This window comes from Pseudomonas sp. Pse1, from assembly GCF_024519635.1.
Classification (GTDB): domain Bacteria; phylum Pseudomonadota; class Gammaproteobacteria; order Pseudomonadales; family Pseudomonadaceae; genus Aquipseudomonas.
Genome location: NZ_JALJRO010000003.1, coordinates 198,341 through 222,296 on the forward strand (window position 1 = coordinate 198,341; position 23,956 = coordinate 222,296).

General features: G+C 60.8%; 21 protein-coding genes. 17 read left to right on the top strand and 4 right to left on the bottom strand.

What is annotated here, in order from left to right; translation table 11 throughout:
- Window position 1 precedes the first annotated feature (1 nt).
- The 10 genes from rlmN to NR126_RS06085 all read left to right on the top strand — a co-directional run bounded on the left by rlmN (window position 2) and on the right by NR126_RS06085 (window position 10,932).
- The gene (gene rlmN, locus NR126_RS06040) at window positions 2-1,150 is read left to right on the top strand and encodes a 23S rRNA (adenine(2503)-C(2))-methyltransferase RlmN (RefSeq protein ID WP_027619660.1); all 1,149 of its coding nucleotides are present in this window, start codon (window positions 2-4) and stop codon (window positions 1,148-1,150) included.
- 12 nt (window positions 1,151-1,162) lie between these two features.
- Window positions 1,163-1,921, top strand: coding sequence for a type IV pilus biogenesis/stability protein PilW (gene pilW / locus NR126_RS06045; RefSeq protein WP_027619661.1), 759 nt, complete (start codon window positions 1,163-1,165; stop codon window positions 1,919-1,921).
- Complete coding sequence (locus NR126_RS06050; RefSeq protein WP_027619662.1) at window positions 1,921-2,925, top strand: RodZ family helix-turn-helix domain-containing protein; 1,005 nt, start codon at window positions 1,921-1,923, stop codon at window positions 2,923-2,925. Before pilW ends, NR126_RS06050 begins: the two co-directional genes overlap by 1 nt.
- 3 nt (window positions 2,926-2,928) lie before the next feature.
- Entirely contained in the window at window positions 2,929-4,038 is a 1,110-nt protein-coding gene (gene ispG / locus NR126_RS06055) for a flavodoxin-dependent (E)-4-hydroxy-3-methylbut-2-enyl-diphosphate synthase (RefSeq protein ID WP_027619663.1), read from the top strand.
- A gap of 22 nt (window positions 4,039-4,060) precedes the next feature.
- Window positions 4,061-5,350 carry a histidine--tRNA ligase gene (gene hisS, locus NR126_RS06060; RefSeq protein WP_027619664.1) on the top strand — a complete coding sequence of 430 codons (1,290 nt, stop codon included), beginning with the start codon at window positions 4,061-4,063 and terminating at the stop codon, window positions 5,348-5,350.
- A gap of 40 nt (window positions 5,351-5,390) precedes the next feature.
- Entirely contained in the window at window positions 5,391-6,032 is a 642-nt protein-coding gene (locus NR126_RS06065; RefSeq protein ID WP_027619665.1) for a tetratricopeptide repeat protein, read from the top strand.
- Window positions 6,025-7,176, top strand: coding sequence for an outer membrane protein assembly factor BamB (bamB, locus tag NR126_RS06070; protein WP_105755908.1), 1,152 nt, complete (start codon window positions 6,025-6,027; stop codon window positions 7,174-7,176). The genes NR126_RS06065 and bamB overlap by 8 nt, the downstream gene beginning before the upstream one ends.
- Before the next feature lie 241 nt (window positions 7,177-7,417).
- The gene (gene der / locus NR126_RS06075) at window positions 7,418-8,881 is read left to right on the top strand and encodes a ribosome biogenesis GTPase Der (protein ID WP_027619667.1); all 1,464 of its coding nucleotides are present in this window, start codon (window positions 7,418-7,420) and stop codon (window positions 8,879-8,881) included.
- 123 nt (window positions 8,882-9,004) lie between these two features.
- Window positions 9,005-10,153, top strand: coding sequence for a pyridoxal phosphate-dependent aminotransferase (locus tag NR126_RS06080; protein ID WP_027619668.1), 1,149 nt, complete (start codon window positions 9,005-9,007; stop codon window positions 10,151-10,153).
- Entirely contained in the window at window positions 10,141-10,932 is a 792-nt protein-coding gene (locus NR126_RS06085; RefSeq protein ID WP_027619669.1) for an amidohydrolase, read from the top strand. Before NR126_RS06080 ends, NR126_RS06085 begins: the two co-directional genes overlap by 13 nt.
- Before the next feature lie 153 nt (window positions 10,933-11,085).
- Here NR126_RS06085 and leuA read toward each other — a convergent pair whose 3' ends face one another.
- The 4 genes from leuA to NR126_RS06105 all read right to left on the bottom strand — a co-directional run bounded on the left by leuA (window position 11,086) and on the right by NR126_RS06105 (window position 16,251).
- Window positions 11,086-12,765: a 2-isopropylmalate synthase gene (gene leuA, locus NR126_RS06090; protein WP_027619670.1), complete on the bottom strand. Its 1,680-nt coding sequence runs from the start codon at window positions 12,763-12,765 to the stop codon at window positions 11,086-11,088.
- Between the two features lie 334 nt (window positions 12,766-13,099).
- Window positions 13,100-13,921 carry a peptidoglycan DD-metalloendopeptidase family protein gene (locus tag NR126_RS06095; protein WP_256829887.1) on the bottom strand — a complete coding sequence of 274 codons (822 nt, stop codon included), beginning with the start codon at window positions 13,919-13,921 and terminating at the stop codon, window positions 13,100-13,102.
- Between the two features lie 3 nt (window positions 13,922-13,924).
- Window positions 13,925-15,304: an exodeoxyribonuclease VII large subunit gene (gene xseA, locus NR126_RS06100; RefSeq protein WP_027619672.1), complete on the bottom strand. Its 1,380-nt coding sequence runs from the start codon at window positions 15,302-15,304 to the stop codon at window positions 13,925-13,927.
- Window positions 15,305-15,357: 53 nt separating this feature from the next.
- Entirely contained in the window at window positions 15,358-16,251 is an 894-nt protein-coding gene (locus NR126_RS06105; RefSeq protein ID WP_256829888.1) for a LysR substrate-binding domain-containing protein, read from the bottom strand.
- Between the two features lie 100 nt (window positions 16,252-16,351).
- Here NR126_RS06105 and NR126_RS06110 point away from each other — a divergent pair, with 100 nt between their 5' ends.
- The 7 genes from NR126_RS06110 (at window position 16,352) to tadA (ending at window position 23,866) form a co-directional block, all read left to right on the top strand.
- Window positions 16,352-17,119 (top strand): sulfite exporter TauE/SafE family protein, encoded by a 768-nt coding sequence (locus NR126_RS06110; RefSeq protein WP_027619674.1) that lies wholly within the window; start codon window positions 16,352-16,354, stop codon window positions 17,117-17,119.
- Window positions 17,120-17,172: 53 nt separating this feature from the next.
- The gene (locus NR126_RS06115; RefSeq protein WP_027619675.1) at window positions 17,173-17,721 is read left to right on the top strand and encodes a hypothetical protein; all 549 of its coding nucleotides are present in this window, start codon (window positions 17,173-17,175) and stop codon (window positions 17,719-17,721) included.
- 229 nt (window positions 17,722-17,950) lie between these two features.
- Complete coding sequence (gene guaB / locus NR126_RS06120; RefSeq protein WP_027619676.1) at window positions 17,951-19,420, top strand: IMP dehydrogenase; 1,470 nt, start codon at window positions 17,951-17,953, stop codon at window positions 19,418-19,420.
- A gap of 97 nt (window positions 19,421-19,517) precedes the next feature.
- Window positions 19,518-21,095, top strand: coding sequence for a glutamine-hydrolyzing GMP synthase (gene guaA, locus NR126_RS06125; protein WP_027619677.1), 1,578 nt, complete (start codon window positions 19,518-19,520; stop codon window positions 21,093-21,095).
- A 188-nt stretch (window positions 21,096-21,283) separates the two neighbouring features.
- Window positions 21,284-21,841 carry a hypothetical protein gene (locus NR126_RS06130; RefSeq protein ID WP_027619678.1) on the top strand — a complete coding sequence of 186 codons (558 nt, stop codon included), beginning with the start codon at window positions 21,284-21,286 and terminating at the stop codon, window positions 21,839-21,841.
- Window positions 21,842-21,992: 151 nt separating this feature from the next.
- Complete coding sequence (locus NR126_RS06135; protein ID WP_256829889.1) at window positions 21,993-23,369, top strand: multicopper oxidase family protein; 1,377 nt, start codon at window positions 21,993-21,995, stop codon at window positions 23,367-23,369.
- Entirely contained in the window at window positions 23,369-23,866 is a 498-nt protein-coding gene (tadA, locus tag NR126_RS06140; RefSeq protein ID WP_256829890.1) for a tRNA adenosine(34) deaminase TadA, read from the top strand. The genes NR126_RS06135 and tadA overlap by 1 nt, the downstream gene beginning before the upstream one ends.
- The last annotated feature ends 90 nt before the right edge of the window (window positions 23,867-23,956 follow it).

Below are 23,956 nucleotides of genomic sequence, written 5' to 3' on the forward strand. Positions count from 1 at the left end.
CATGACTACATCGACTGTAAAAACCAACCTGCTGGGTCTGACTCAACAGGAAATGGAAAAATTCTTCGACTCAATCGGGGAGAAGCGTTTCCGTGCCGGTCAGGTAATGAAATGGATTCACCACCTTGGCGTCGATGATTTCGACGCCATGACGAACGTCAGCAAGGCCCTGCGCGACAAGCTCAAGGCCATTGCCGAAGTTCGCGGCCCCGAAGTGGTCAGCGAGGACATTTCCAGCGACGGCACCCGTAAGTGGGTGGTGCGCGTGGCGTCCGGCAGCTGCGTCGAGACCGTCTACATTCCCCAGGGCAAACGCGGCACTTTGTGCGTTTCGTCCCAGGCAGGCTGTGCCCTGGACTGCAGCTTCTGCTCCACCGGCAAGCAAGGATTCAATAGCAACCTCACCGCCGCCGAAGTGATCGGCCAGGTGTGGATTGCCAACAAATCGTTTGGCAGCATTCCGGCTACCGCCGAACGTGCCATCACCAACGTGGTGATGATGGGCATGGGCGAGCCGCTGCTGAACTTCGACAACGTCGTTGCCGCCATGCACCTGATGATGGACGACCTGGGCTACGGCATCTCCAAGCGCCGCGTGACCCTGTCGACCTCCGGCGTGGTGCCGATGATCGATGAGCTGTCCAAGCACATCGACGTGTCCCTGGCGTTGTCGCTGCACGCACCGAATGATGCATTGCGTAACCAATTGGTGCCGATCAACAAGAAGTATCCGCTTAAGATGCTGCTCGAATCGTGTCAGCGCTACATGTCGTCCCTGGGCGAGAAGCGTGTGTTGACCATCGAGTACACCTTGCTCAAGGACATCAACGATAAAGTTGAGCACGCGGTTGAAATGATCGAGTTGCTCAAGAACGTACCGTGCAAGATCAACCTGATCCCGTTCAACCCGTTTCCGCATTCCGGTTACGAGCGGCCGAGCAACAACGCCATTCGCCGTTTCCAGGATCAACTGCACCATGCTGGCTTCAACGTCACCGTGCGCACCACGCGCGGCGAAGACATCGATGCCGCATGTGGTCAATTGGTAGGGCAGGTGCTGGATCGCACCCGCCGCAGCGAACGTTATATCGCCGTGCGTGAATTGAGCGCCGACAACGATATGGCCCAAGACGCTGCGACCCGTAACTAAGAGAGGATCTCTATGTCCCTGCGCTTGGCGCTGCTCCTGCTGTTGGCCAGCCTTTCGGCTGGCTGTGTGTCATCGGGCGGCAACGACCCGCTGCAGACCGGCAAGGGGCGGGACGAAGCGCGAGCCGCCTATGTGCAATTGGGCATGGGCTACCTGCACAAGGGCATGACCGAGCAAGCGAAGGTGCCGCTCAAGAAAGCGCTGGAGCTCGATGCTGCGGACGCCGATGCGAATGCTGCCCTGGGCTTGGTGTTCCAGGCGGAAATGGAGCCGTCGCTGGCCGACCAGCATTTTCGCAAGGCACTGGCGGTGCGTCCCGGCGATGCGCGGATCCTGAACAACTACGGCAGCTTTCTCTATCAGCAGCAGCGCTACAAGGACGCCTACGAGCGCTTTGAACAAGCGGCTGCCGACAGTCTCTACCCTGAACGTTCACGGGTTTTCGAAAGCCTGGGCATGACCGCCATGAAGCTCGGCGAGCGTGATCTGGCCAGAGAATACCTGGAAAAAGCCCTGCGCCTGAATCGCCAGCAGCCACGGGCGTTGCTGGAAATGGCTGAGTTGTCGTTCGAAGACAGGCATTATGTGCCCGCGCGCGACTATTACGACCGTTTTAGCCAGCTCGCCGAGCAAAATGCACGTAGTCTATGGCTCGGCGTGCGGTTGGCCAGTGTGTTCGAAGATCGCGACAAGGCCGCCAGTCTGGGCCTGCAATTAACACGACTCTATCCCGGTACCCCGGAATATCAGCAATACCTGTCGGAGCAATGATGAAAGCGGCGCATCCCGAAGTTGTAGCAGCGACTCGCGTAAACCCCGGAGAGACCTTGCGTCAGGGCCGCGAAAGCAATGGCTGGTCGTTGGCGGAAGTGGCAGTAAAGCTCAACCTCACCACGATTTCCTTGGGTAACCTGGAAGCTGGCGCGTTCGACAAGCTGCCAGGGCATACCTTTGCCCGCGGCTATATCCGTGCCTATGCCAAATTGCTCGGCATGGACCAGGCCGTTCTGGTTCAGCAGTTCGACCAGCACACCGGCACCGATGCCCAGGGCAGCAACGTGCACAGCCTGGGCCGCATCGAAGAACCAAGCCGTATTTCCCACACCATTTTGCGCATCGTCAGCCTGTTGCTGCTGATTGCCGTCGTGGGTGGCGGTTTTGTCTGGTGGCAGGACCAAACCTCGCTGCGTACCAAAGATCTGATCGGTCTGAATCCGGAACACGTTGAAGTCGAGGGCGCCGACGGCACCACGCAGATCCACCCGCTCGACGAGCCGGAAGATCAGGCCGTGGTCGAGGCGCAAACCGAGGCGGCGACGCCGTTGGCTCTGCCAGAGGGCACCAGCACGGCGCCGGCAGCGGAAACGACTGCTGCCGATCCTGCTGCGGTCGCTACCGCGGCTCCGGTGGTGACTGCACCGGCCGTGCCTGCTGCTCCGGTAGCGCCAGTTGCACCGACCCCTGCTGTTGCCGCTCCAGCAACGCCAGCAGCTCCGGTCGCCACAGTCGTCGCACCGGCCACTCCGGTCGCCGGTTCCGGCCAGGTACGCATTCAATTTGTTGCCGATTGCTGGACCCAAGTGACAGACGGCAACGGAAAAGTGCTGTTTGCCGGTCTGAAACGTAAAGGCGACACTGTTGATGTCAGCGGCAAGCCGCCGTTCGCTGTCCTCCTGGGCTTTGCCCGTGGCGCAGAAGTTTCCTACAACGGGCAGGCGGTCAATATCGCTCCGTTCACCAATGGCGCCACTGCTCGCCTTAAGTTGGGTCAATAAGTCATGCACGGCGAATCTCCAATTAAACGTCGCGAATCCCGCAAGATCTGGGTCGGTTCGGTACCGGTGGGCGGTGATGCGCCCATCGCCGTGCAGAGCATGACCAACAGCGATACCAACGATGTCGCGGCCACCGTGGCCCAGATCAACCGCCTGGAAGCGGCTGGCGTCGACATCGTGCGGGTTTCCGTTCCGGACATGGACGCGGCCGAAGCCTTCGGCAAGATCAAGCAACTGGTCAAGGTGCCGCTGGTCGCCGACATCCACTTCGACTACCGCATCGCCCTGCGCGTGGCTGAACTGGGCGTCGATTGCCTGCGTATCAACCCGGGCAACATCGGTCGTGAAGACCGGGTTCGCGCTGTGGTCGATGCGGCACGTGACCGCGGGATCCCGATCCGCATCGGCGTGAACGCCGGTTCCCTGGAGAAAGACCTGCAGAAGAAATACGGCGAGCCGACGCCGGCAGCGCTGGTCGAGTCGGCCTTGCGTCACGTCGAGCACCTTGAGCGCCTGAATTTCCAGGACTTCAAGGTCAGCGTGAAGGCCTCTGACGTGTTCATGGCGGTCGAAGCCTACCGCTTGCTGGCCAAGGAAATCGTCCAGCCACTGCATTTGGGGATCACTGAAGCCGGCGGTTTGCGTTCAGGCACAGTGAAATCCGCCGTGGGCCTCGGTATGCTGCTCGCCGAAGGGATTGGCGATACTATTCGCATTTCTTTGGCGGCCGACCCGGTCGAGGAAGTGAAAGTCGGCTACGACATCCTCAAGTCCCTGCACCTGCGTTCCCGTGGCATCAACTTCATCGCCTGCCCGAGCTGCTCGCGGCAGAACTTCGATGTGGTCAAGACCATGAACGAGCTGGAAGGGCGCCTTGAAGACCTGCTGGTACCGCTGGATGTGGCGGTAATCGGTTGCGTGGTCAACGGTCCTGGTGAAGCCAAAGAGGCGCACATTGGCCTGACGGGCGGCACACCGAACCTGATTTACATCGACGGCAAGCCGTCGCAGAAATTGACGAATGACAATCTGGTGGATGAGCTGGAACGGCTGATTCGCCAGAAAGCGGCCGAAAAGGTCGAAGCTGACGCAGCGCTGATCGCCCGCGGCTGATCAAACGAATTAAGGAATTTTTGTGAGCAAGTCTCTGCAAGCCATTCGTGGCATGAACGACATCCTGCCCGATCAGACCCCGCTGTGGCGTCACTTCGAAGGCACCGTTTCGCGTCTGCTGGATAACTACGGTTACAAGCAGATCCGCATGCCGATCGTCGAGTTCACCGAGCTGTTCAAGCGTTCGATTGGTGAAGTGACCGACATCGTCGAAAAAGAGATGTACACCTTCGATGACCGCAACGGCGACTCCCTGACCCTGCGTCCGGAAGGCACTGCCGCTTGCGTACGTGCAGTGCTGGAGCACGGCATCACCGGTGGTGGCCAGGTGCAGAAGCTCTGGTACATCGGCCCGATGTTCCGCCACGAGCGTCCGCAGAAAGGCCGTTATCGCCAGTTCCACCAGATCGGCGTCGAAGTGTTCAACCTCGACGGTCCGGACATCGATGCCGAGCTGATCGTGCTGACCTGGCGCCTGTGGGGCGAGCTGGGTATCCGCGATGCGGTCAAGCTCGAGCTCAACAGCCTGGGCACCAGTGAGTCCCGTGGTCGTTACCGTGAAGCGCTGGTGGCGTTCCTCTCGCAACACCTCGACAAGCTCGACGAAGACAGCCAGCGCCGCCTGAAGACCAACCCGCTGCGCGTGCTCGACACCAAGAACGCCGATACCCAGGCGATCCTGGTCGATGCGCCGAAGATGGCCGACTACCTGGACGACGAGTCGCGCGCGCACTTCGAAGGCCTCAAGGCGCGCCTGGATGCCGCGGGCATTCCTTATGTGATCAACCCGAAGCTGGTGCGCGGGCTGGATTACTACAGCAAGACCGTTTTCGAATGGGTCACCGACAAGCTCGGTGCCCAGGGCACCGTGTGCGCGGGCGGTCGTTACGACGGCCTGGTCGAGCAGATGGGCGGCAAGCCGACCACTGGCGTCGGTTTCGCCATGGGGATCGAGCGTCTGGTGCTGCTGCTGGAAACCCTGGAGCAGATCCCGGAAGAAATCTCCCGTCAGGTCGATGTCTACCTGTGCGCGTTCGGCGAAGCCGCCGAGCTGGCCGGGCTGGCGTTGAGCGAGCGGGTGCGTGACCAGTTGCCCAACCTGCGCCTGCAAGTGAATGCCGGCGGTGGCAGCTTCAAGAGCCAGTTCAAGAAAGCCGACAAGAGCGGTGCACTCTACGCACTGATCCTGGGTGACGACGAAATGGCCCAGCAAGTGGTAGGTTTCAAACCCCTGCGTGGCCAGGGCGAACAACAAAGCATTGCCTGGGATGCGCTCGCCGCTCACCTGGCCACCTGCGTCGTGCAGGGTTGAAGCTGTCAAACAGCCGATTTAGCGAATAAGGAGTATTGGGGTGTCGAGTACCGAAGATGAACAGCTGGCGGATTTGAAGGACTGGTGGACGCGCAACGGTAAACCCCTGGTCACTGGCGGCCTGTTGGCGCTGGTCATCGTGTTCGGCTGGCAGGCGTTCCAGAAGTATCAGAGCAATCAGTCGCAAGGCGCCTCGATGCTCTATCAGCAATTGCTGGAAACCACCCTGACCCCGGACGGCAAGCCTGACGCAGCCCGTGTAGCGGACCTGGCGAACAAGCTCAACAGCGAGTTCGGCGGCACCGCCTACGCCCAATACGGCAGCCTGTTCGTGGCCAAGGTCGCGGTCGACAGCGGCAAGCTCGACGACGCAGCCACCGAGCTGAAAGCAGTTGCCGACAAGCCGGCCAATCCGGCCCTGGGCGAGATCGCGCGTCAGCGTCTGGCGCAGGTCCTGGCTGCACAGAACAAAGCTGAAGATGCCCTGAAACTGCTGGACGGCGATGCCGACAAGGCGTTCTTGGCCACTCGCGAAGAGCTCAAGGGTGACCTGCTGGTGCAGTTGGGTCGTACCGACGAGGCTCACGCGGCGTACGAAAAAGCCAAGGCGGCACTGTCGGATGAAGCGGCAGTCGGCGGCCTGCAAATCAAGCTGGATGACCTGGCCAAAGGGGATGCGTGACGTGATTCGTTGGAAACATGCAGCATTGCTGGCTCTGGCCGTTCTGGCCGCGGGTTGCAGCAGCAACAGCAAAAAAGAATTGCCACCGGCCGAACTGGTCGACTTCAAAGAAGAAGTGGTCCTGCAGAAGCAGTGGAGTCGTTCGATCGGTGACGGTCAGGGCGAGACCTATAACATGCTGGTCCCGGCGATCGATGGCGATACCATCTATGCCGGCGACGTAAACGGCATTGTCGTGGCCATGAATCGCGGTAACGGCGACGTCAAATGGAAGAAAGACCTTGAACTGCCAGTCTCCGGCGCCGTAGGCGTGGGTTACGGGCTGGTCATGGTCGGTACCCTGCGCGGCGAAGTGGTTGCCCTGGATGCCAACTCCGGTGACGAGCGCTGGCGCGCCCGTGTGACCAGTGAAGTACTGGCTCCGCCGGCGAACAATGGTGACGTGGTGGTGGTTCAGACCCAGGACGATCGCCTGATCGGCCTGGATGCGTCCACCGGCAATCAGCGCTGGATCTACGACAGCACGCCTGCCGTTCTGACCCTGCGCGGTACCAGTGCACCGATCGTGACCAACCGCCTGGCGCTGGCCGGTCTGTCGACTGGCAAGGTCGTGGCGCTGGACATCAACAACGGTGTGCCGGTGTGGGAAACTCGTGTAGCGATCCCTCAGGGTCGTTCCGAGTTGGACCGCGTGGTCGATATCGACGGCGGCCTGCTGCTGTCGGGCGGCACCCTGTACGTCGCCAGCTATCAGGGTCGCGTTGCGGCGCTGGACCTGGAGAGCGGTCGTCAGCTGTGGCAGCGTGATGCGTCCAGCTACGCCGGTGTCGCCCAGGGTTTCGGCAACGTCTACGTGAGCCTGTCTTCGGGCACTGTTGAAGGCGTCGACGAGCGTTCCACCACGGCATTGTGGAGCAACGATTCGCTGGCCCGTCGTCAACTGTCGGCTCCGGAAGTGTTCTCCAGCTACGTTGCAGTCGGTGACCTGGAAGGTTACCTGCACCTGTTGAGTCAGGTGGATGGCCGTTTCGTCGGCCGTGAACGCATCGACAGCGATGGCCTGCGCGCCCGTCCGCTGGTGGTGGGTGACACGATTTATGTGTATGGCAACAGCGGCAAACTGGAAGCCCTGACCATCAAGTAAGGACTATGCTTGGGGGTAATACCCCAGGCGGCTATACCTGTCGGCAATACTGAACTGTAGGAGCGAGCCTGCTCGCGATGGACGTCAACGATGACGTTGGCGTCCTGAATAAATGCGGTGTCTGGGCGTTTTTCGCGAGCAGGCTCGCTCCTACAGAGATGCGTCCAGGGAAGCCCTCGAGCACCAGCCGCTGCCTTGCAGCGGCTTTTGTATTTTCTGAATTATCGAAGTGGAGAGCCGCATGGTTCCCGTAATCGCCCTGGTGGGCCGACCGAACGTCGGCAAGTCCACCATGTTCAACCGCCTGACCAAAAGCCGCGACGCTATTGTCGGCGACCTTTCCGGTCTGACCCGTGATCGCCAATACGGTGAGGCAAAGTGGCAAGGGCGCTCCTATATCCTGGTCGACACCGGTGGTATTTCCGGTGACGAACACGGCATGGACGAAAAGATGGCCGAGCAGTCGCTGCTGGCCATCGAAGAAGCCGATGTCGTTCTGTTCCTGGTAGACGCCAAGGCGGGCTTCACCGCCGCCGACCAGATGATTGCCGAGCACTTGCGCAAGCGCAACAAACGCTCCCTGCTGGTGGCCAACAAGATCGACAACATCGATCCTGAAATGGCCCGCGCCGAATTCGCCCCGCTGGGCATGGGCCACGCCATCGGTGTTGCCGGTGCGCAAGGTCGCGGTGTCAATACGTTGCTGGAAGCCGCCCTGGGCGAATTCCCGCGTGACACCGAAGAAGAGGATCTGAACGCCAACGTCGCCGAAGGCGAAGAAGCGGTGCGGATTCCCGGTCCGAGCGAAAAAGATGGCATCAAGATCGCCATCATCGGTCGTCCGAACGTCGGCAAGTCGACCCTGGTCAACCGCATGCTCGGTGAAGACCGGGTCATCGTCTACGATCAGCCAGGCACCACCCGCGACAGTATCTACATCCCGTTCGAGCGTAACGACGAGAAGTACACGCTGATCGACACCGCCGGTGTGCGCAAGCGCGGCAAGATCAACGAGGAAGTTGAAAAGTTCTCGGTGGTCAAAACCCTGCAGGCGATCAAAGACGCCAACGTGGTGATTTTTGTGATGGATGCCCGCGAAGGCGTGGTAGACCACGACCTGAACCTGCTGGGCTTTGCCCTGGAAGCCGGTCGCGCCATCGTTATCGCGCTGAACAAGTGGGACGGCATGACGCCATCCGAGCGTGATTACGTGAAGGTCGAACTGGAGCGCCGGTTGTTCTTCGTCGACTTCGCCGACATCCACTTCATTTCGGCGCTGCACGGCACTGGTGTGGGTAACCTGTATCAGTCGGTACAGAACTCCTTCAAGTCGGCGATCACTCGCTGGCCAACCAACCGCCTGACCCAGATTCTCGAAGACGCGGTCAGCGAGCACGCGCCACCGATGGTCAACAACCGCCGGATCAAGCTGCGTTATGCGCACTTGGGTGGTGCCAACCCGCCGCTGATCGTGATCCACGGTAACCAGATCGAGAAGGTCCCGAACTCCTATGTTCGTTACCTGGAGAACACTTACCGTCGTGTGCTGAAGCTGGTCGGTACGCCGATCCGCATCGAGTTCAAGGGCGGCGAGAACCCATACGAAGCCAACAAGAACTCGCTGACCGACCGCCAGGTCAACAAGAAGCGTCGTTTGATGTCGCACCACAAGAAGGCCGACAAGAAGCGTCGCGACAAGCGTTGATGGCTGGCCTGCTCTGATCCCTGGATCCGAGCCGAAAGAGGGCGCTTTATGCGCCCTTTTTTTATCGGCGGCGGATGGGCTATCCTCGGGCTTTCGAGTCGGGTGTAGAGCAGGGAACCACCGATGATCACCAGCAAGCTGCCGAATGTCGGCATCACCATCTTCACGCAAATGTCTCAGCTCGCGGCGCAGACCGGCGCGCTCAATCTGTCCCAGGGATTCCCCGATTTCGCGGCCCCCCAGGCACTGTGCGATGCGGTCGGCCGGCATATCGCCAACGGCCACAACCAGTATTCGCCAATGACCGGGCTGCCGGTGTTGCGTGAGCAAATTGCCGCGAAGGTCGCCCGCCGTTACGGTGTGCAAGTCGATGTGGACGCGGAAGTGACCGTGACTCCCGGCGCCACGGAGGCGATTTTCTGTGCCATTCAGGCGGTTATCCACAGCGGTGACGAAGTCATCGTGTTTGACCCTGCGTACGACAGTTACGAGCCCTCGGTAGAGCTGGCCGGCGGTCGTTGTGTGCATGTGCAATTGGGCCTGGACGATTTTCGTATCGACTTCGAAAAGTTGGCCCGGGCACTGAGCCCGCGCACGCGGATGATCATCCTCAACAGCCCGCACAACCCCAGCGGTGCCTTGATCAGCCGTGTCGAGCTCGACCAGTTGGCGGCGTTGATCCGGGATCGCGATATCTACCTGATCAGCGACGAAGTCTACGAACACCTGGTGTATGACAACGTGCCCCATGCCAGCGTCCTGGCCCATGAAGAGCTGTACCAGCGTGCATTCGTGGTCAGCTCGTTCGGCAAGACCTACCACGTTACCGGCTGGAAAACCGGCTATGTGGTCGCGCCGCCGGCCCTCACGGCGGAATTGCGCAAGGTGCACCAGTACGTGAACTTTTGCGGGGTGACGCCGCTGCAATACGCCCTGGCCGATTTCATGGCTGAGCATCCTGAACACATTGAAGAACTGCCCGGTTTCTACCAGGCCAAGCGCGATCTGTTCTGCGACCTGCTGGCGCCATCGCGCTTCAGTTTCACCCGGTCAACTGGCACTTACTTCCAGCTCGTCGATTACTCGCAGATCCGTCCCGACCTCAATGATGTCGAAATGGCCCTGTGGATGACCCGCGAGCATGGCGTGGCGAGTATTCCGATTTCCGTGTTCTACCAGACGCCACCGCAAGGCCAGCGCTTGGTGCGCCTGTGCTTTGCCAAGCGAGAGGAGACCCTGCGTGAAGCAGCGGTGAAACTATGCGCGATCTGAGCAGCTTGCCGAATCTCACCGTGGCGTTGATCCAGACCACGCTGGCCTGGCACGACCGTCAGGCCAACCTCGAGCATTTCGAACTGCTGCTGGAGCAGGCCCGTGGTGCTGACCTGGTGATCTTGCCCGAGATGTTTACTACTGGCTTTTCCATGGAGTCGCAAACCCTTGCCGAGGCGGAAAACGGTCCGACCAGTAAATGGTTGCGGGCTCAGGCGGCCAAGCTGGATGCGGTAATCACCGGCAGCGTGATTGTCCAGGCGGCGGATGGCAGTCATCGCAATCGCTTGCTGTGGGCGCGACCCGATGGCGAGGTGTGGCATTACGACAAGCGCCACCTGTTTCGCATGGCCGGTGAGCACAACCATTACACCCCCGGCGAGCGTCAGGTGCAGTTCGAGCTGAAGGGGTGGCGGGTGCGACCGCTGATTTGCTACGACCTGCGATTTCCGGTGTGGAGCCGTGACCCACACGACACTGATCTGTTGCTGTACACCGCCAACTGGCCCGGCGCGCGCCGCCTGCACTGGAATCGCTTGCTGCCAGCGCGGGCCATTGAAAACCTTTGTTATGTCGCTGCAGTGAACCGGGTCGGCACCGATGGCAAGGGCTTCGCTTATACCGGCGACAGCCAGGTCCTGGACTTCCAGGGCGAGACTTTGCTCAGTGCCAGCGAGGCGGATGGGGTGTTCAAGGTCGTGCTCGATGCTGCCGAGTTGGCGGCTTACCGGGCGCGGTTCCCGGCGAATCTGGATGCCGATACCTTTGAGTTCACTTGAGTTCTTTGTTGCCTGACAGATCGCTTCGCGAGCAGGCTCGCTCCTACAGGTAATGCGTTTCTCACTGTAGGAGCGAGCCTGCTCGCGATGGGGCCTTTAAGGTCACAAAAAAAGGCCCCGTAATTCGGGGCCTTTTGCATTGCAGCTATTGCATTACGCCGCTTTGGCCTGCGGCTGGCTCAGCGAGCGGTTCAGCGCGCTGAACAGGGCCTTGAAGCTGGCGGTGGTGATGTTTTCATCGATACCCACACCGTGTACCGCACGTTCACCGTTGACCCGCAGTTCGATGTAGGCCGCCGCCTTGGCATTGGTGCCTGCGCCAATCGCGTGTTCGTTGTAGTCCATGATTTCAACCGGGATTGGCAAGCCGGCCACCAGGGCTTCGAGGGCGCCGTTGCCCTTGCCGCGCCAGTTCAGGTTAGTTTCGCCCTGACCCTTGCTCGACACTTCAACTTCGACCGCGCTATGACCGTTTTCTTCCTGCAGGCGGTGGCTGACCAGCGCGTACGGGGTGTTGGCCTGCAAGTACTCGCTGTGCAGCAAAGCGTGGATCTGCTGTGCAGTCATTTCCAGACCCAAGCGGTCGGTTTCGCGTTGCACCACCTGGCTGAACTCGATCTGCATGCGGCGCGGCAAGTTGATGCCGTATTCCTGCTCCAGCAGGTAAGCGATACCGCCTTTGCCGGACTGGCTGTTGACGCGAATCACCGCCTCGTAGCTGCGACCGATATCGGCCGGGTCGATCGGCAAATACGGCACTTCCCACAAGGCATCCGGTTGCTGCTGGGCGAAGCCCTTGCGGATGGCGTCCTGGTGCGAGCCGGAGAATGCGGTGTGGACCAGGTCGCCGACGTACGGGTGACGCGGGTGTACGGCGATCTGGTTGCACTCTTCGACGACTTTGCGCACGCCGTCGATGTCGGAGAAGTCCAGTTCCGGGTTGACGCCTTGGGTGTAGAGGTTCAAGGCCACGGTCACCAGGTCGACGTTACCGGTACGCTCGCCGTTGCCGAACAGGCAGCCTTCGACGCGATCGGCGCCGGCCATCAGGCCCAGTTCGGTGGCGGCCACGCCAGTGCCACGGTCGTTGTGGGTGTGCAGGCTGATGATCACGCTGTCACGACGGTTGATGTGACGGCCAAACCACTCGATCTGGTCGGCGTAGATGTTCGGCGTAGCGCACTCGACGGTCGCTGGCAGGTTGAGGATCATCTTGTGTTCTGGGCTCGGGTTCCAGACCTCGATCACCGCATCACAGACTTCCTTGGCGAACTCCAGCTCAGTGGCGCTGAAGGTTTCTGGCGAGTACTCGAAGGTCCACTCGGTCTCTGGCTGCTGGGCGGCGTATTTGACGAACAGCTTGGCGGCGCTGACCGCGATTTCCTTGATCCCGTCCTTGTCCTGGTTGAAGACGATGCGTCGGAACGAAGGCGAGGTGGCGTTGTACAGGTGAACGATGGCTTTTTTCGCCCCGCGCAGGGATTCGAACGTGCGCGCGATCAGGTCTTCACGGCCTTGGGTCAACACCTGGATGGTGGTGTCGTCCGGGATGTGGCCGTCTTCGATCAGGGTACGTACGAAGTCGAAGTCGGTTTGCGAAGCGGCCGGGAACGACGCTTCGATTTCCTTGACGCCCACCGAGACCAGGGTTTTCCAGAAGCGCAGCTTCTTCACCGCGTCCATCGGTTCGATCAGCGACTGGTTGCCGTCGCGCAAGTCGGAGCTGCACCAGATCGGCGCGACATCGATGGTCTTCGATGGCCAGGTGCGGTCAGGGATGTCGATGGTCGGGAACGCGCGGTATTTCGAAGACGGGTCTTTGAGCATGCTCATCTGGGTAATCCTTGTTCTGTGATCGGCCGAAAAGAGGCGGCCTGCCGGTGGATCAATTCTTGTGGGATAAAGCAGGGGGCGAGGCGCTGCGATTCAGCCCGGCAGTCGTGCGCTGACGAGGCACAGGCTGCGGTGCTGGCGAAGCTGAATGAGGGTGTGAGAGGTTTTCATGCCCTCAACCCTAACCGCGCCGGGAAAGGATGGCAAGCAGTCGAAAATCTTTGAGAGGAATACCTGTAATGTCGCTAATCTCGAGATTTTATTTTCGAGATTGGTGAAATTGTTGCTGGTAATTGCGCAGACTTTTGGTCGTGCGCAATCCATAGGGCAGGGGTTACGGCTGGAACGCACCAATGAAGATCGCCGGGTCGACCCGGGCATCATTCAGGCTGACGTTCCAGTGCATGTGTGGCCCGGTTGCACGCCCGGTGGCGCCCACTTTACCGACGACCGCGCCTCGGGCCAGCGCTTGGCCGACCTTCACGTCGATCTTCGACATGTGGCAGAACATGCTGATAAAGCCCTGCCCATGATCGACGAACACCGTGTTGCCATTGAAAAAGTAGTTACCGATCAGGATCACCTTGCCAGCGGCTGGGGTCTTGATTGGCGTTCCCGCCGGCACTGCGAAATCCAGGCCGGAGTGGGGGTTGCGCTCTTCGCCGTTAAAGAAGCGGCGTACCCCGAACTTGCTCGACAACGGGCCATTGACCGGCTTGTCCAGCAGCAGATTGCTCGGGGTATTCGGACTGAACGTGCGGTAGGCCTTGATCTGTTCCGCCAGTTCGGCCTCGATGCGCTTGAGGTTGGCCGGGTTCGGATTGACCTGCTGGGTGTTTTTCAGGGTGATGCGCTGCTCCGGGTACTTCTTGATGCTCACGGTGAAACTCAGGTTGCGCCCGGCGCTGCTGATTTGTTGTTGGCCGGGTTTGACGGTCAAGGGCACGCCGACAATCGCCAGCCAATTGTCCTGTTCTTTCACCACCAGCACCGGTTTGCCCTGGTAGCTGGCCTTGGGCGCCTGAGGGGAGGCGCCGAGACTGATCACGGCAACGCCGCCGGGCACCGGTTTGTTCAGCAGGCGGGTGATGTAGCTGTCGGCGTGGGCATTGAAGGTCAGGCAAAGCAACAGCAGGGGAGCGAGAAAGCGCGGCATTGATCAATCCAGTAGAGAAAGGGTGACAGGCGTCAGGTGGTTGTCCTCGACACGTACCTGCAGCTCGCCCTCGCCCAGCCGGGCTTTCAGGCGTTGGCCGTTGTGGGTCTGGGCGGCGCTGCGGATCGCGTTGCCGCGTTCATCCAGCAGGATGCTGTAGCCACGGGCCAGGGTCGCCAGCGGGCTGACCACTTGCAGGGTCTGCACCTGGCTTTGCAGTTGCATTCGTCGAGCCTTGAGCCCTTCGCGCATGGCCCGCGGCAGGCGTTCGCCGAGGCTGTCGAGGCGTTGGCGCAGCAGGGCCAGTTGGCGTCCGGGATGCTGGCCGGCAAGGCGGGTTTCCAGGCGCAGCAACAGCTCGCGTCGACTGTTGAGCTGACGTTCGAACGCGCGGCGCATTCGCATGTCCAGGTCATCCAGACGCTGAGCCTGCTGGCGCAGACGCTCGCCCGGATGACGCAGGCGGCGGGAAATGCCTTCCAAGCGCAGGCGATCGCGCAGCAAACGGTCGCGCATGCGCATCAGCAGTCGCCGGTGCAGGCTTTCGATGCGGCGCACCAGGTCGCTGGAGTCTGGCGCCAGCAGCTCGGCAGCGGCCGATGGGGTAGGGGCGCGGACATCGGCGACGAAATCGCTGATCGACACGTCGGTCTCATGCCCGACCGCGCTGACAATCGGCGTGACGCAGGCATCCACTGCACGCGCCACCGCCTCCTCGTTAAAGCACCAGAGGTCTTCCAGCGAACCGCCACCACGGGCCAGGATCAAGGCGTCGAAGCCCCGGGAGTCGGCCAGCTTGAGGGCGCGGACGATCTGCGCCGTGGCTTCGCGGCCCTGCACAGCGGTGGGGATCAGGGTCAGTTGCACCTGCGGCGCGCGGCGGCGGAATACGCTGATGATGTCGCGAATCACCGCGCCGGTTGGCGAGCTGATGATGCCGATGCGTTGCGGGTGGGCCGGCAGCGGCACTTTGCGCTCGGCGCTGAACAGGCCCTCGGCGCTGAGCTTTTCCTTCAGCGCATCGAACGCCAAGCGCAAAGCGCCGTCGCCGGCAGGCTCGACGGTATCGAGGATCAGCTGATAGTCGCCACGTCCTTCGAACAGCGAGACTTTGCCGCGCACCTTGACTGCCAGACCATCTTTCAAGGCCTGGCGCACCCGTGCCGCGTTCTGCCGGAACAGCGCGCAACGCACCTGGGCGCCGCTGTCCTTGAGGGTGAAATAGACATGACCGGACGCCGGGCGGGCGAGGTTGGAGATTTCGCCTTCGACCCAGATGTTGCTGAACACGTCTTCGAGCAACACCCGCGCACGGCCGTTGAGCTGGCTGACGGTCAGGACTTCCCGGTCGAGGCCGAGTCTTGCAAAGGGATCTTTAATCATGGGGCGCAGTTTAAAGGCATTCGCTTGGGAATCTCCATGACCATGTCCGGGCCTCAGCGATCTTCGTCACGGGTCAGGGTTCGGATCAAGTGCTGGATCAGCGGCGGTGGGTCCTGTCGGTAGGCGAGGGCGACCGTGCTTTGGCAATGCTCATCAGCCAAGGTCAAAAAGCGCACGCCGGATGGGGCGATGTCCTGCATGGACTGGGGGAGCAAGGCGATGCCGAATCCGGCCTGGATCAACTGCAATTGGGTGGTCTTGCGCGACACCACCCGTGCGGCTGTCGGAAAAAATCCCTGGCCCATGCACAACTCGGCGCATAAATAGCTGAGGCCGCCGCGTTGCGGATGGGGGATGGAAATGAACGCCTCGTCCTTTAATTGCGCCAACTCGACCGTGCTGGAGGCGGCCAGTCGATGGTCCGTGGGCACTGCCAGCAGCAAGCGCTCGCTGAACAGCGGCACAATCTGGATGCCTTCACGCTGGCGCAACACCGGCAGACGTAGCAGGCCAAGGTCGAGACGGCCCTCACTCAATTCCTCAAGCTGCGCTTCGGAGGACAGTTTGCCGATGTCCAGCGACACGCCGGGCTCGCGCTCGATAAAGGCGCTGATATCCGTCAGTACCCGCCCGGACAAGGGCACCGTGCTGGAGTGGCTCAGGCGCAGGGTGCCCAGTTGGCCGTTGCCGACCTGGGTGGCCATGTCACTGGCCTTGACCAGTTCATTGAGCAGGCTGCGGGCACGCGGCAAGAAGGCCTCGCCAGCGGCGGTCAGGCGCGGCTGGCGGGCGGTGCGCTCGAACAGCGGGGTCTGCAGGCGGTTCTCCATGTCCTTGATCTGCCGGCTCAAGGCGGATTGAGCGACGAACAGGCGTTCGGCAGCGGCGCTGAAACTGCCGCTTTCGGCGATTTCGACGAAATAGCGCAATTGACGGGTCGATAGCACAAGTCATGCCTTTTAGAGATAGGTTGGAGGCGTAGACGATATTAGTCGCAATGCTCCGTGCTGGCTAAAGTCATCAACATTACTCAAGGAACGCCTGTCGATGAATGTGCTCGAGTTGTTGCAGCAATGGCCGCTGGGGGCCACGGATTGGTTGTTGGTCGGGCTGGGCATCAGTCTCGCCTACATCGTGTTTGGCATTGCCGGCTTCGGTACGGCGCTGGTGGCTGGGCCGATCCTGATCCTGTTCATGCCCCTGTCGAAAATCGTGCCATTACTGGTGCTGCTGGATTTTGTCGCTGCGTTCGGCAACCTGCTGCCCTCGCGGCGAGATGTGGCCAAGTCCGAACTGTTGCGCTTGCTGCCGTGCATGGCGGTTGGCTGCACCCTGGGGGTGATCTTCCTGCTGAACCTGAAGTCCGATCTGTTGCTGCTATTAATGGGGTTGTTTATCAGTCTCTATGCGGTCTACAGCCTGTGGGTGAAGGTGCGTCCCGCGCAATTATCCGCCGGCTGGGCAATTCCCATGGGCACGATCGGCGGTTTGTTCGGCGCGCTGTTTGGCAGCGGCGGCTTTTTATATGCGATCTATCTCAACAGTCGCCTGCCCAAGGAGGCGGCCCGCGCCACCCAAAGCGCGTTGATCAGTTGCAGCACCCTGGTGCGCCTGAGCCTGTTCCTGGTCGCCGGGGTCTATGCCGAGCTACCCTTGTTGATGCTGGCGGCGTGCCTGTTGCCGGCCATGGGCCTGGGGCTGTGGATCGGCCGGCGCCTGGCCATGAAGTTGTCCCGCGAGGCGTTTGTGCGATTGGTGACCTGGTTGGTGCTGGCCAGTGGGCTGGCGTTGATTGGTCGCTATTTGAGTACTTGACCTGATTTTGTCAGGGATTAAGCTGCCGGCCTTCATACAGCAGGACCCCCAGCATGAACTCACAAAGTATCCTCGTCCCGAAAATATCCACCCTGCCGGTGCACGAGCCCAGGGCGCGGGCGATTGTGCGTTGGCTGGTGCGCAAGAACATCATTGAAGAGCCGTTGAGCACCTGTGGCCGGACCGGCAACCGCATGGCCCACGCCATCGCCCCCGGCGCCCGCGAGGTGGTGCTGCATCCGAAGGCGTTGCCGTTCGGCGAGCCGATCAATGGCCTGGAAATCATCACCAAGCGCTGCATCTATACCCCGGCCAAGGGCTTTCTCGAAGAAGCCGGCTGTGCCGAATGCCGCCAGGAAGTCGGTGAAGCGCTGTTCGAGAGCCTGGAAGACTGGATGCCGGGGCGTACCGATAACTTCACCTGCCCCGAGTGCGGCCATGAAGATGACATCAATGGCTTCCTGTTCCTTCAGGAGTGCGGGTTTTCCAATCTGGGCTTCATTTTCAACAACTGGGCCGAGGCCGGGTTCAAGCAGAGCTTTATCGATGAGTTCGCCGACTGGCTGGATTTGCCGGTGAGTTGGGTGAAAGTCGAACTCTGATGACCTTGTGTAGCGAGCCTGCTCGCGATGGACGTGAACGATTACGCGGGGAGTCTGGTTCCCCACGGTGTTCTTGAGTCCATCGCGAGCAGGCTCGCTCCTACAGATTATTTGGCGCTAGATACCCCGTCGATCACCGCATCAATAATAGACAGACTTTTACATTGAGCCGGCGGGGGTGTCTGAGTATAATGGCGCGCTTCCATTTTCCCGCTCGGGAGCCCCCGCGATGCTGCGTATCAGCCAAGAAGCTCTGACCTTCGACGACATTCTTTTAGTGCCCGGTTATTCCGAGGTGCTTCCTAACGAAGTCAGTCTCAAAACCCGTCTTACCCGTGGCATCGAGCTGAATATTCCACTGGTTTCTGCCGCCATGGACACCGTTACCGAAGCCCGTCTGGCCATTGCCATGGCTCAGGAAGGTGGCATCGGCATCATCCACAAGAACATGACCATCGAGCAGCAAGCTGCCGAAGTGCGCAAGGTCAAGCGTTATGAAGCCGGCGTGGTCAAGGACCCGATCACCATCGTGGCTGACGCTACCGTGCGTGAACTGTTCGAACTGACCCGCATGCACAACATCTCCGGTGTGCCGGTGCTGCACAACGGCGACCTGGTCGGCATCGTCACCTCCCGTGACGTGCGTTTCGAAAACCGTATGGAAGCCACTGTCCGTGAAGTGATGACGCCTAAAGAGCGTCTGGTCACGGTCAAGGAAGGCGCCGACAAGAACGACGTGCGTGAGCTGCTGCACAAGCACCGCATCGAACGCGTGCTGATCGTCGACGACAAATTCGCCCTCAAGGGCATGATGACCGTCAACGACATCGAAAAAGCCAAGGCCTACCCGCTGGCCAGCAAGGACGACCAGGGTCGTTTGCGCGTGGGTGCTGCCGTCGGTACCGGTAAAGACACCGGCGACCGCGTTGCTGCCCTGGTGGCTGCCGGCGTTGACGTGGTGGTGGTCGACACCGCCCACGGTCACTCCAAAGGCGTGATCGACCGCGTGCGTTGGGTCAAAGAGAATTTCCCTGAAGTGCAAGTGATCGGCGGCAACATTGCCACCGGCGCTGCTGCCAAGGCCCTGGCCGAAGCGGGCGCGGATGCGGTCAAGGTCGGTATCGGCCCTGGCTCGATCTGCACCACCCGTATCGTTGCCGGTGTTGGCGTGCCGCAAATCAGCGCCATCGCCAACGTTGCCGCTGCCCTCGAAGGCACTGGCGTGCCGTTGATCGCCGACGGCGGTATCCGTTTCTCCGGTGACCTGTCCAAGGCCATCGTAGCGGGTGCTTCCTGCGTGATGATGGGCTCGATGTTCGCCGGCACCGAAGAAGCGCCGGGCGAGATCGAACTGTTCCAGGGCCGTTCGTACAAGGCTTACCGTGGCATGGGTTCGCTGGGCGCCATGTCCCAGGCCCAGGGTTCCTCCGACCGTTACTTCCAGGACTCCTCGGCAGGCGCCGAGAAGCTGGTCCCGGAAGGCATTGAAGGGCGTGTTCCGTACAAGGGCACTCTGAGCGCCATCATCCATCAACTGATGGGTGGCCTGCGTTCCTCCATGGGCTACACCGGTAGCGCCAACATCGAGGAAATGCGCACCCGGCCTGAGTTCGTGCGCATCACCGGCGCCGGCATGGCCGAGTCTCATGTCCACGACGTGCAGATCACCAAAGAAGCGCCAAACTACCGCGTAGGTTGAGCCTTCAGTAAAAAGTTAACGACCGGGGCTGTTTGATTCAGCCCCGAGTTGTTTCTGAATCACGACTGTTTCTGAATTATCTAGACGAGACTGAATCATGGCCCTCGACATTCACGCTCACCGAATCCTGATCCTCGACTTCGGTTCCCAGTACACCCAACTGATCGCCCGCCGCGTGCGTGAGATCGGCGTGTACTGCGAACTGCACCCGTTCGACATGGACGATGCAGCGATTCGCGAGTTCGCTCCCAAAGGCGTCATCCTCGCCGGCGGCCCCGAGTCTGTGCACGTCGCCGACAGCCCACGCTGCCCGCAAGCGGTGTTTGACCTGGGCGTGCCGGTCTTCGGTATCTGCTACGGCATGCAGACCATGGCTGAACAGCTGGGTGGCAAGGTCGAAGGTTCCGAGCTGCGTGAGTTCGGTTATGCCCGCGTTGACGTGGTCGGCAAGAGCCGCCTGCTCGACGGCATCGAAGACCACATCGACGCCGACGGCCTGTTCGGCCTCGACGTATGGATGAGCCACGGTGACAAGGTCACCAAGATGCCGGAAGACTTCCACATCCTGGCCAGCACCCCGAGCTGCCCGATCGCCGGCATGTTCAACGACGAGCGCGGCTACTACGGCGTGCAGTTCCACCCGGAAGTGACCCACACCAAGCAGGGCGGGCGCATCCTGTCGCGCTTCATCCTCGACATCTGCGGCTGCGAAGCGCTGTGGACGCCGTCGAAGATCGCCGAAGACGCGATCGCCAACATCCGTGCCCAGGTCGGCACCGACAACGTCCTGCTGGGCTTGTCCGGTGGCGTCGACTCCTCGGTAGTCGCCGCGCTGCTGCACAAGGCGATTGGCGACCAACTGACCTGCGTCTTCGTCGACAACGGTTTGCTGCGCCTTCACGAAGGCGAGCAAGTGATGGCCATGTTCGCCGAGAACATGGGCGTCAAGGTGATCCGTGCCAACGCCGAAGAGCAGTTCCTCGGTAACCTGGCCGGCGAAGCCGACCCGGAGAAGAAGCGCAAGATCATCGGTCGCACGTTCATCGACGTGTTCGATGCCGAATCCTGCAAGCTGGACAACATCAAGTACCTGGCCCAGGGCACCATCTACCCGGACGTGATCGAGTCGGCTGGCGCGAAAAGCGGCAAGGCCCACGTGATCAAGTCGCACCACAACGTGGGCGGCTTGCCGGAAGAAATGAACTTGAAACTGGTCGAGCCACTGCGCGAACTGTTCAAGGACGAAGTCCGTCGTCTGGGCCTGGAACTGGGCCTGCCGTACGACATGGTCTACCGTCATCCGTTCCCGGGCCCGGGCCTGGGCGTGCGGATCCTCGGTGAAGTGAAGAAGGAATACGCCGACCTGCTGCGTCGCGCCGACCACATCTTCATCGAAGAACTGCGCAAGGCCGACTGGTACCACAAGGTCAGCCAGGCGTTCGTGGTGTTCCAACCGGTGAAATCGGTAGGCGTGGTTGGCGATGGCCGTCGTTACGCCTGGGTCGTGGCCTTGCGTGCCGTGGAAACCATCGACTTCATGACCGCACGTTGGGCACACCTGCCTTACGAACTGCTGGAAACCGTCAGCGGACGCATCATCAATGAAATCGAAGGCATCTCCCGCGTTACTTACGACGTGTCGAGCAAGCCGCCAGCGACCATTGAGTGGGAATGATGGACGTCCGGTACTGACCGGCACCCACTAGCAAGAAACACCCTGAAGCCCGCGTAAATGCGGGCTTTTGGCTTTTTGGGGGTGGCAGAATCTGGCAGCTATGCGCATCGGCAGAAGGGGCACTTCCAGGAACTTTAGCTGTGCAAGTGGCTCTACACAGGCCTACTTCTAGCTTGTTCAGGGATCGAATGAAAACCTCTTTGGCTTTTCCATTAGCAATCACTTTCGCGCTTGTCATGACCGGCTGCAGCAGCCGCCAGGCGGGTGATCTTACTTCAGAGCCGGTAGTTCCACTGGCCATGAATGACCATCAAGCCAGCATGACTTTCCGAACCATAGGCGGCGAGGGTGATCATCCTGTCAGTTACACGTACGGCTATGACAATGCGGGATTTGAGAGCGCGGGTGATCGGGTTTATGACTCCGCTTACTTCAAGCGCATACCGGCTTATCTGAAGAAAATGGCCGGTGGTACGGACAGCATCAGTCAACTGGTCGAGGCTGACAAAACCGTCTACGTGGAAGGGAAGGTCAAGGCCAAATCGTTTACCTTGAACGGTATTCCCATGCCTACGCCGTTCGACAAGGAGCAGCCTGCTGCGCAGCAATTCACGCCGCAAGCTAAGAAGAATTACCTGGTTGAAACCGTGATCGCCGACACGTGGGTCATGAACGTGTACGAAGTCAGCGCGACCGGTGAACGCAAAACCATTGGCGTTCGAAAAGTCGATAGCGCCGCAAACTGACCGCGCAGGGAGCTCATGGGTAGCCGCCAACCTGGCCACCCTGCGTCCCGTAGTCACGTGCGCTTTGCTGTTTCTTTCGCAATTGCGGGTGTATCGTATTCGCCTTTTGCGGGCCCTGGGCCTGCGGCAGATACGTGAGGTAGTTGAGTCCATGTCCTTTACCCGTCGACAAATACTTGGTGGTCTGGCCGGTCTGGCAGTGGTTGGCGTCGGGGCCGGTGGTGCATCGCGTTACTGGCTGGGGAAAGTGGCGGACGCCAACGCCGGTCATGACTACGAGTTGATTGCCGCGCCGCTGGACGTGGAGCTGGTGCCCGGGCACAAGACCCAGGCCTGGGCCTTTGGCCCTTCGGCGCCTGGGACCGAGTTGCGGGTGCGTCAGGGGGAGTGGCTGCGGGTGCGTTTCATCAACCACCTGCCAGTGGCGACCACCATTCACTGGCACGGCATCCGCCTGCCGCTGGAGATGGATGGTGTGCCCTACGTCTCGCAACTGCCGGTGCTGCCAGGCGAGTATTTCGACTACAAGTTCCGCGTGCCGGATGCCGGCAGCTACTGGTACCACCCCCATGTCAGCAGCAGCGAAGAGCTGGGCCGTGGCCTGGTCGGGCCGTTGATTGTCGAGGAGCGCGAGCCCACTGGGTTCAAGTACGAAAAGACCCTGAGCCTGAAGAACTGGCATATCGATGACGTGGGCAATTTCGTCGAATTCAGCATCCCCCGGGAAGCGGCGCGCGGCGGTACGGCGGGGCGCCTGTCGACCATCAACGGCGTGCCATTGCCCGTCATCGACTTGCCTGCCGGGCAGATTACTCGCGTGCGTCTGCTTAATCTCGACAATACCCTGACCTATCGCATCAACATCCCGGGCGTCGAAGCGCAGATTTATGCGCTGGACGGCAACCCGGTCGAGCCGCGGCCGTTGGGCAAGGATTACTGGCTGGGTCCGGGCATGCGCATTTGCCTGGCGATCAAGGCGCCGGCGGCGGGTGAGGAATTGTCTCTGCGTAACGGCCCGGTGCGCTTGGGCACCTTGCGCTCGGTGGCCAACAGCGACGCGCCGACCGAGTGGCCGCCAGCACTACCGGCCAATCCGATTGCCGAACCGGACATGGCCAACGCCGAGAAACTCAACTTCAATTTCGAATGGGTCGGTTCGGTCTCGGTGAATGTCGAGAACGGCAAGCCGCCGAGCCTGTGGCAGATCAACGGCCAGGCCTGGGACATCACCGACAAGACCTGCGCCGACCGGCCGATTGCCAGCCTCAAGCTGGGGCAGAGCTATATTTTCGAATTGAAGAACATGACCCAGTACCAACACCCGATTCACCTGCACGGCATGAGTTTCAAGGTGATCGCCTCGAACCGGCACAAGGTGATTCCGTACTTCACCGACACTTACCTGCTGGGCAAGAACGAGCGCGCGCAAGTGGCGCTGGTGGCCGATAACCCGGGGGTGTGGATGTTCCACTGCCATGTGATCGACCATATGGAAACCGGCCTGATGGCCGCGATCGAGGTGAAGTGATGCGCCAGATTCGTCCAGCGGCCATTATCGACCGCAGCCGCGACCAGCATTTCATGCGCGAGGCGCTCGCCCTGGCCGCGCAAGGTGCGGCCCTCGGTGAGGTGCCAGTGGGCGCGGTGCTGGTGCAGAACGGCGAAATCATCGGTCGCGGCTTTAATTGCCCGATCAGCGGCAGCGACCCCAGTGCCCACGCCGAGATGGTCGCGATTCGCGCCGCCGCCCAGGCTCTGAATAACTATCGTCTGCCCGGCAGCACGCTGTATGTGACGCTGGAACCCTGCAGCATGTGCGCCGGGCTGATCGTCCACTCGCGGATTGCCCGGGTGGTGTACGGCGCGCTGGAGCCCAAGGCGGGGATTGTGCAGAGCCAGGGACAGTTCTTCAGCCAGGGCTTCTTGAATCACCGGGTGCTGTATGAGGGTGGGGTGCTGGCCGAGGAGTGCGGGACGGTGTTGAGCGAGTTCTTCAAGGCTCGCAGAGCAAAAGCTTCAGACTAAGCACCGACCCCCTGTAGGAGCGAGCCTGCTCGCGATGGTGGACAACGATAACGCGGGCTTTCTGAATGAATGCGGCGCTTTCAAGTCCAT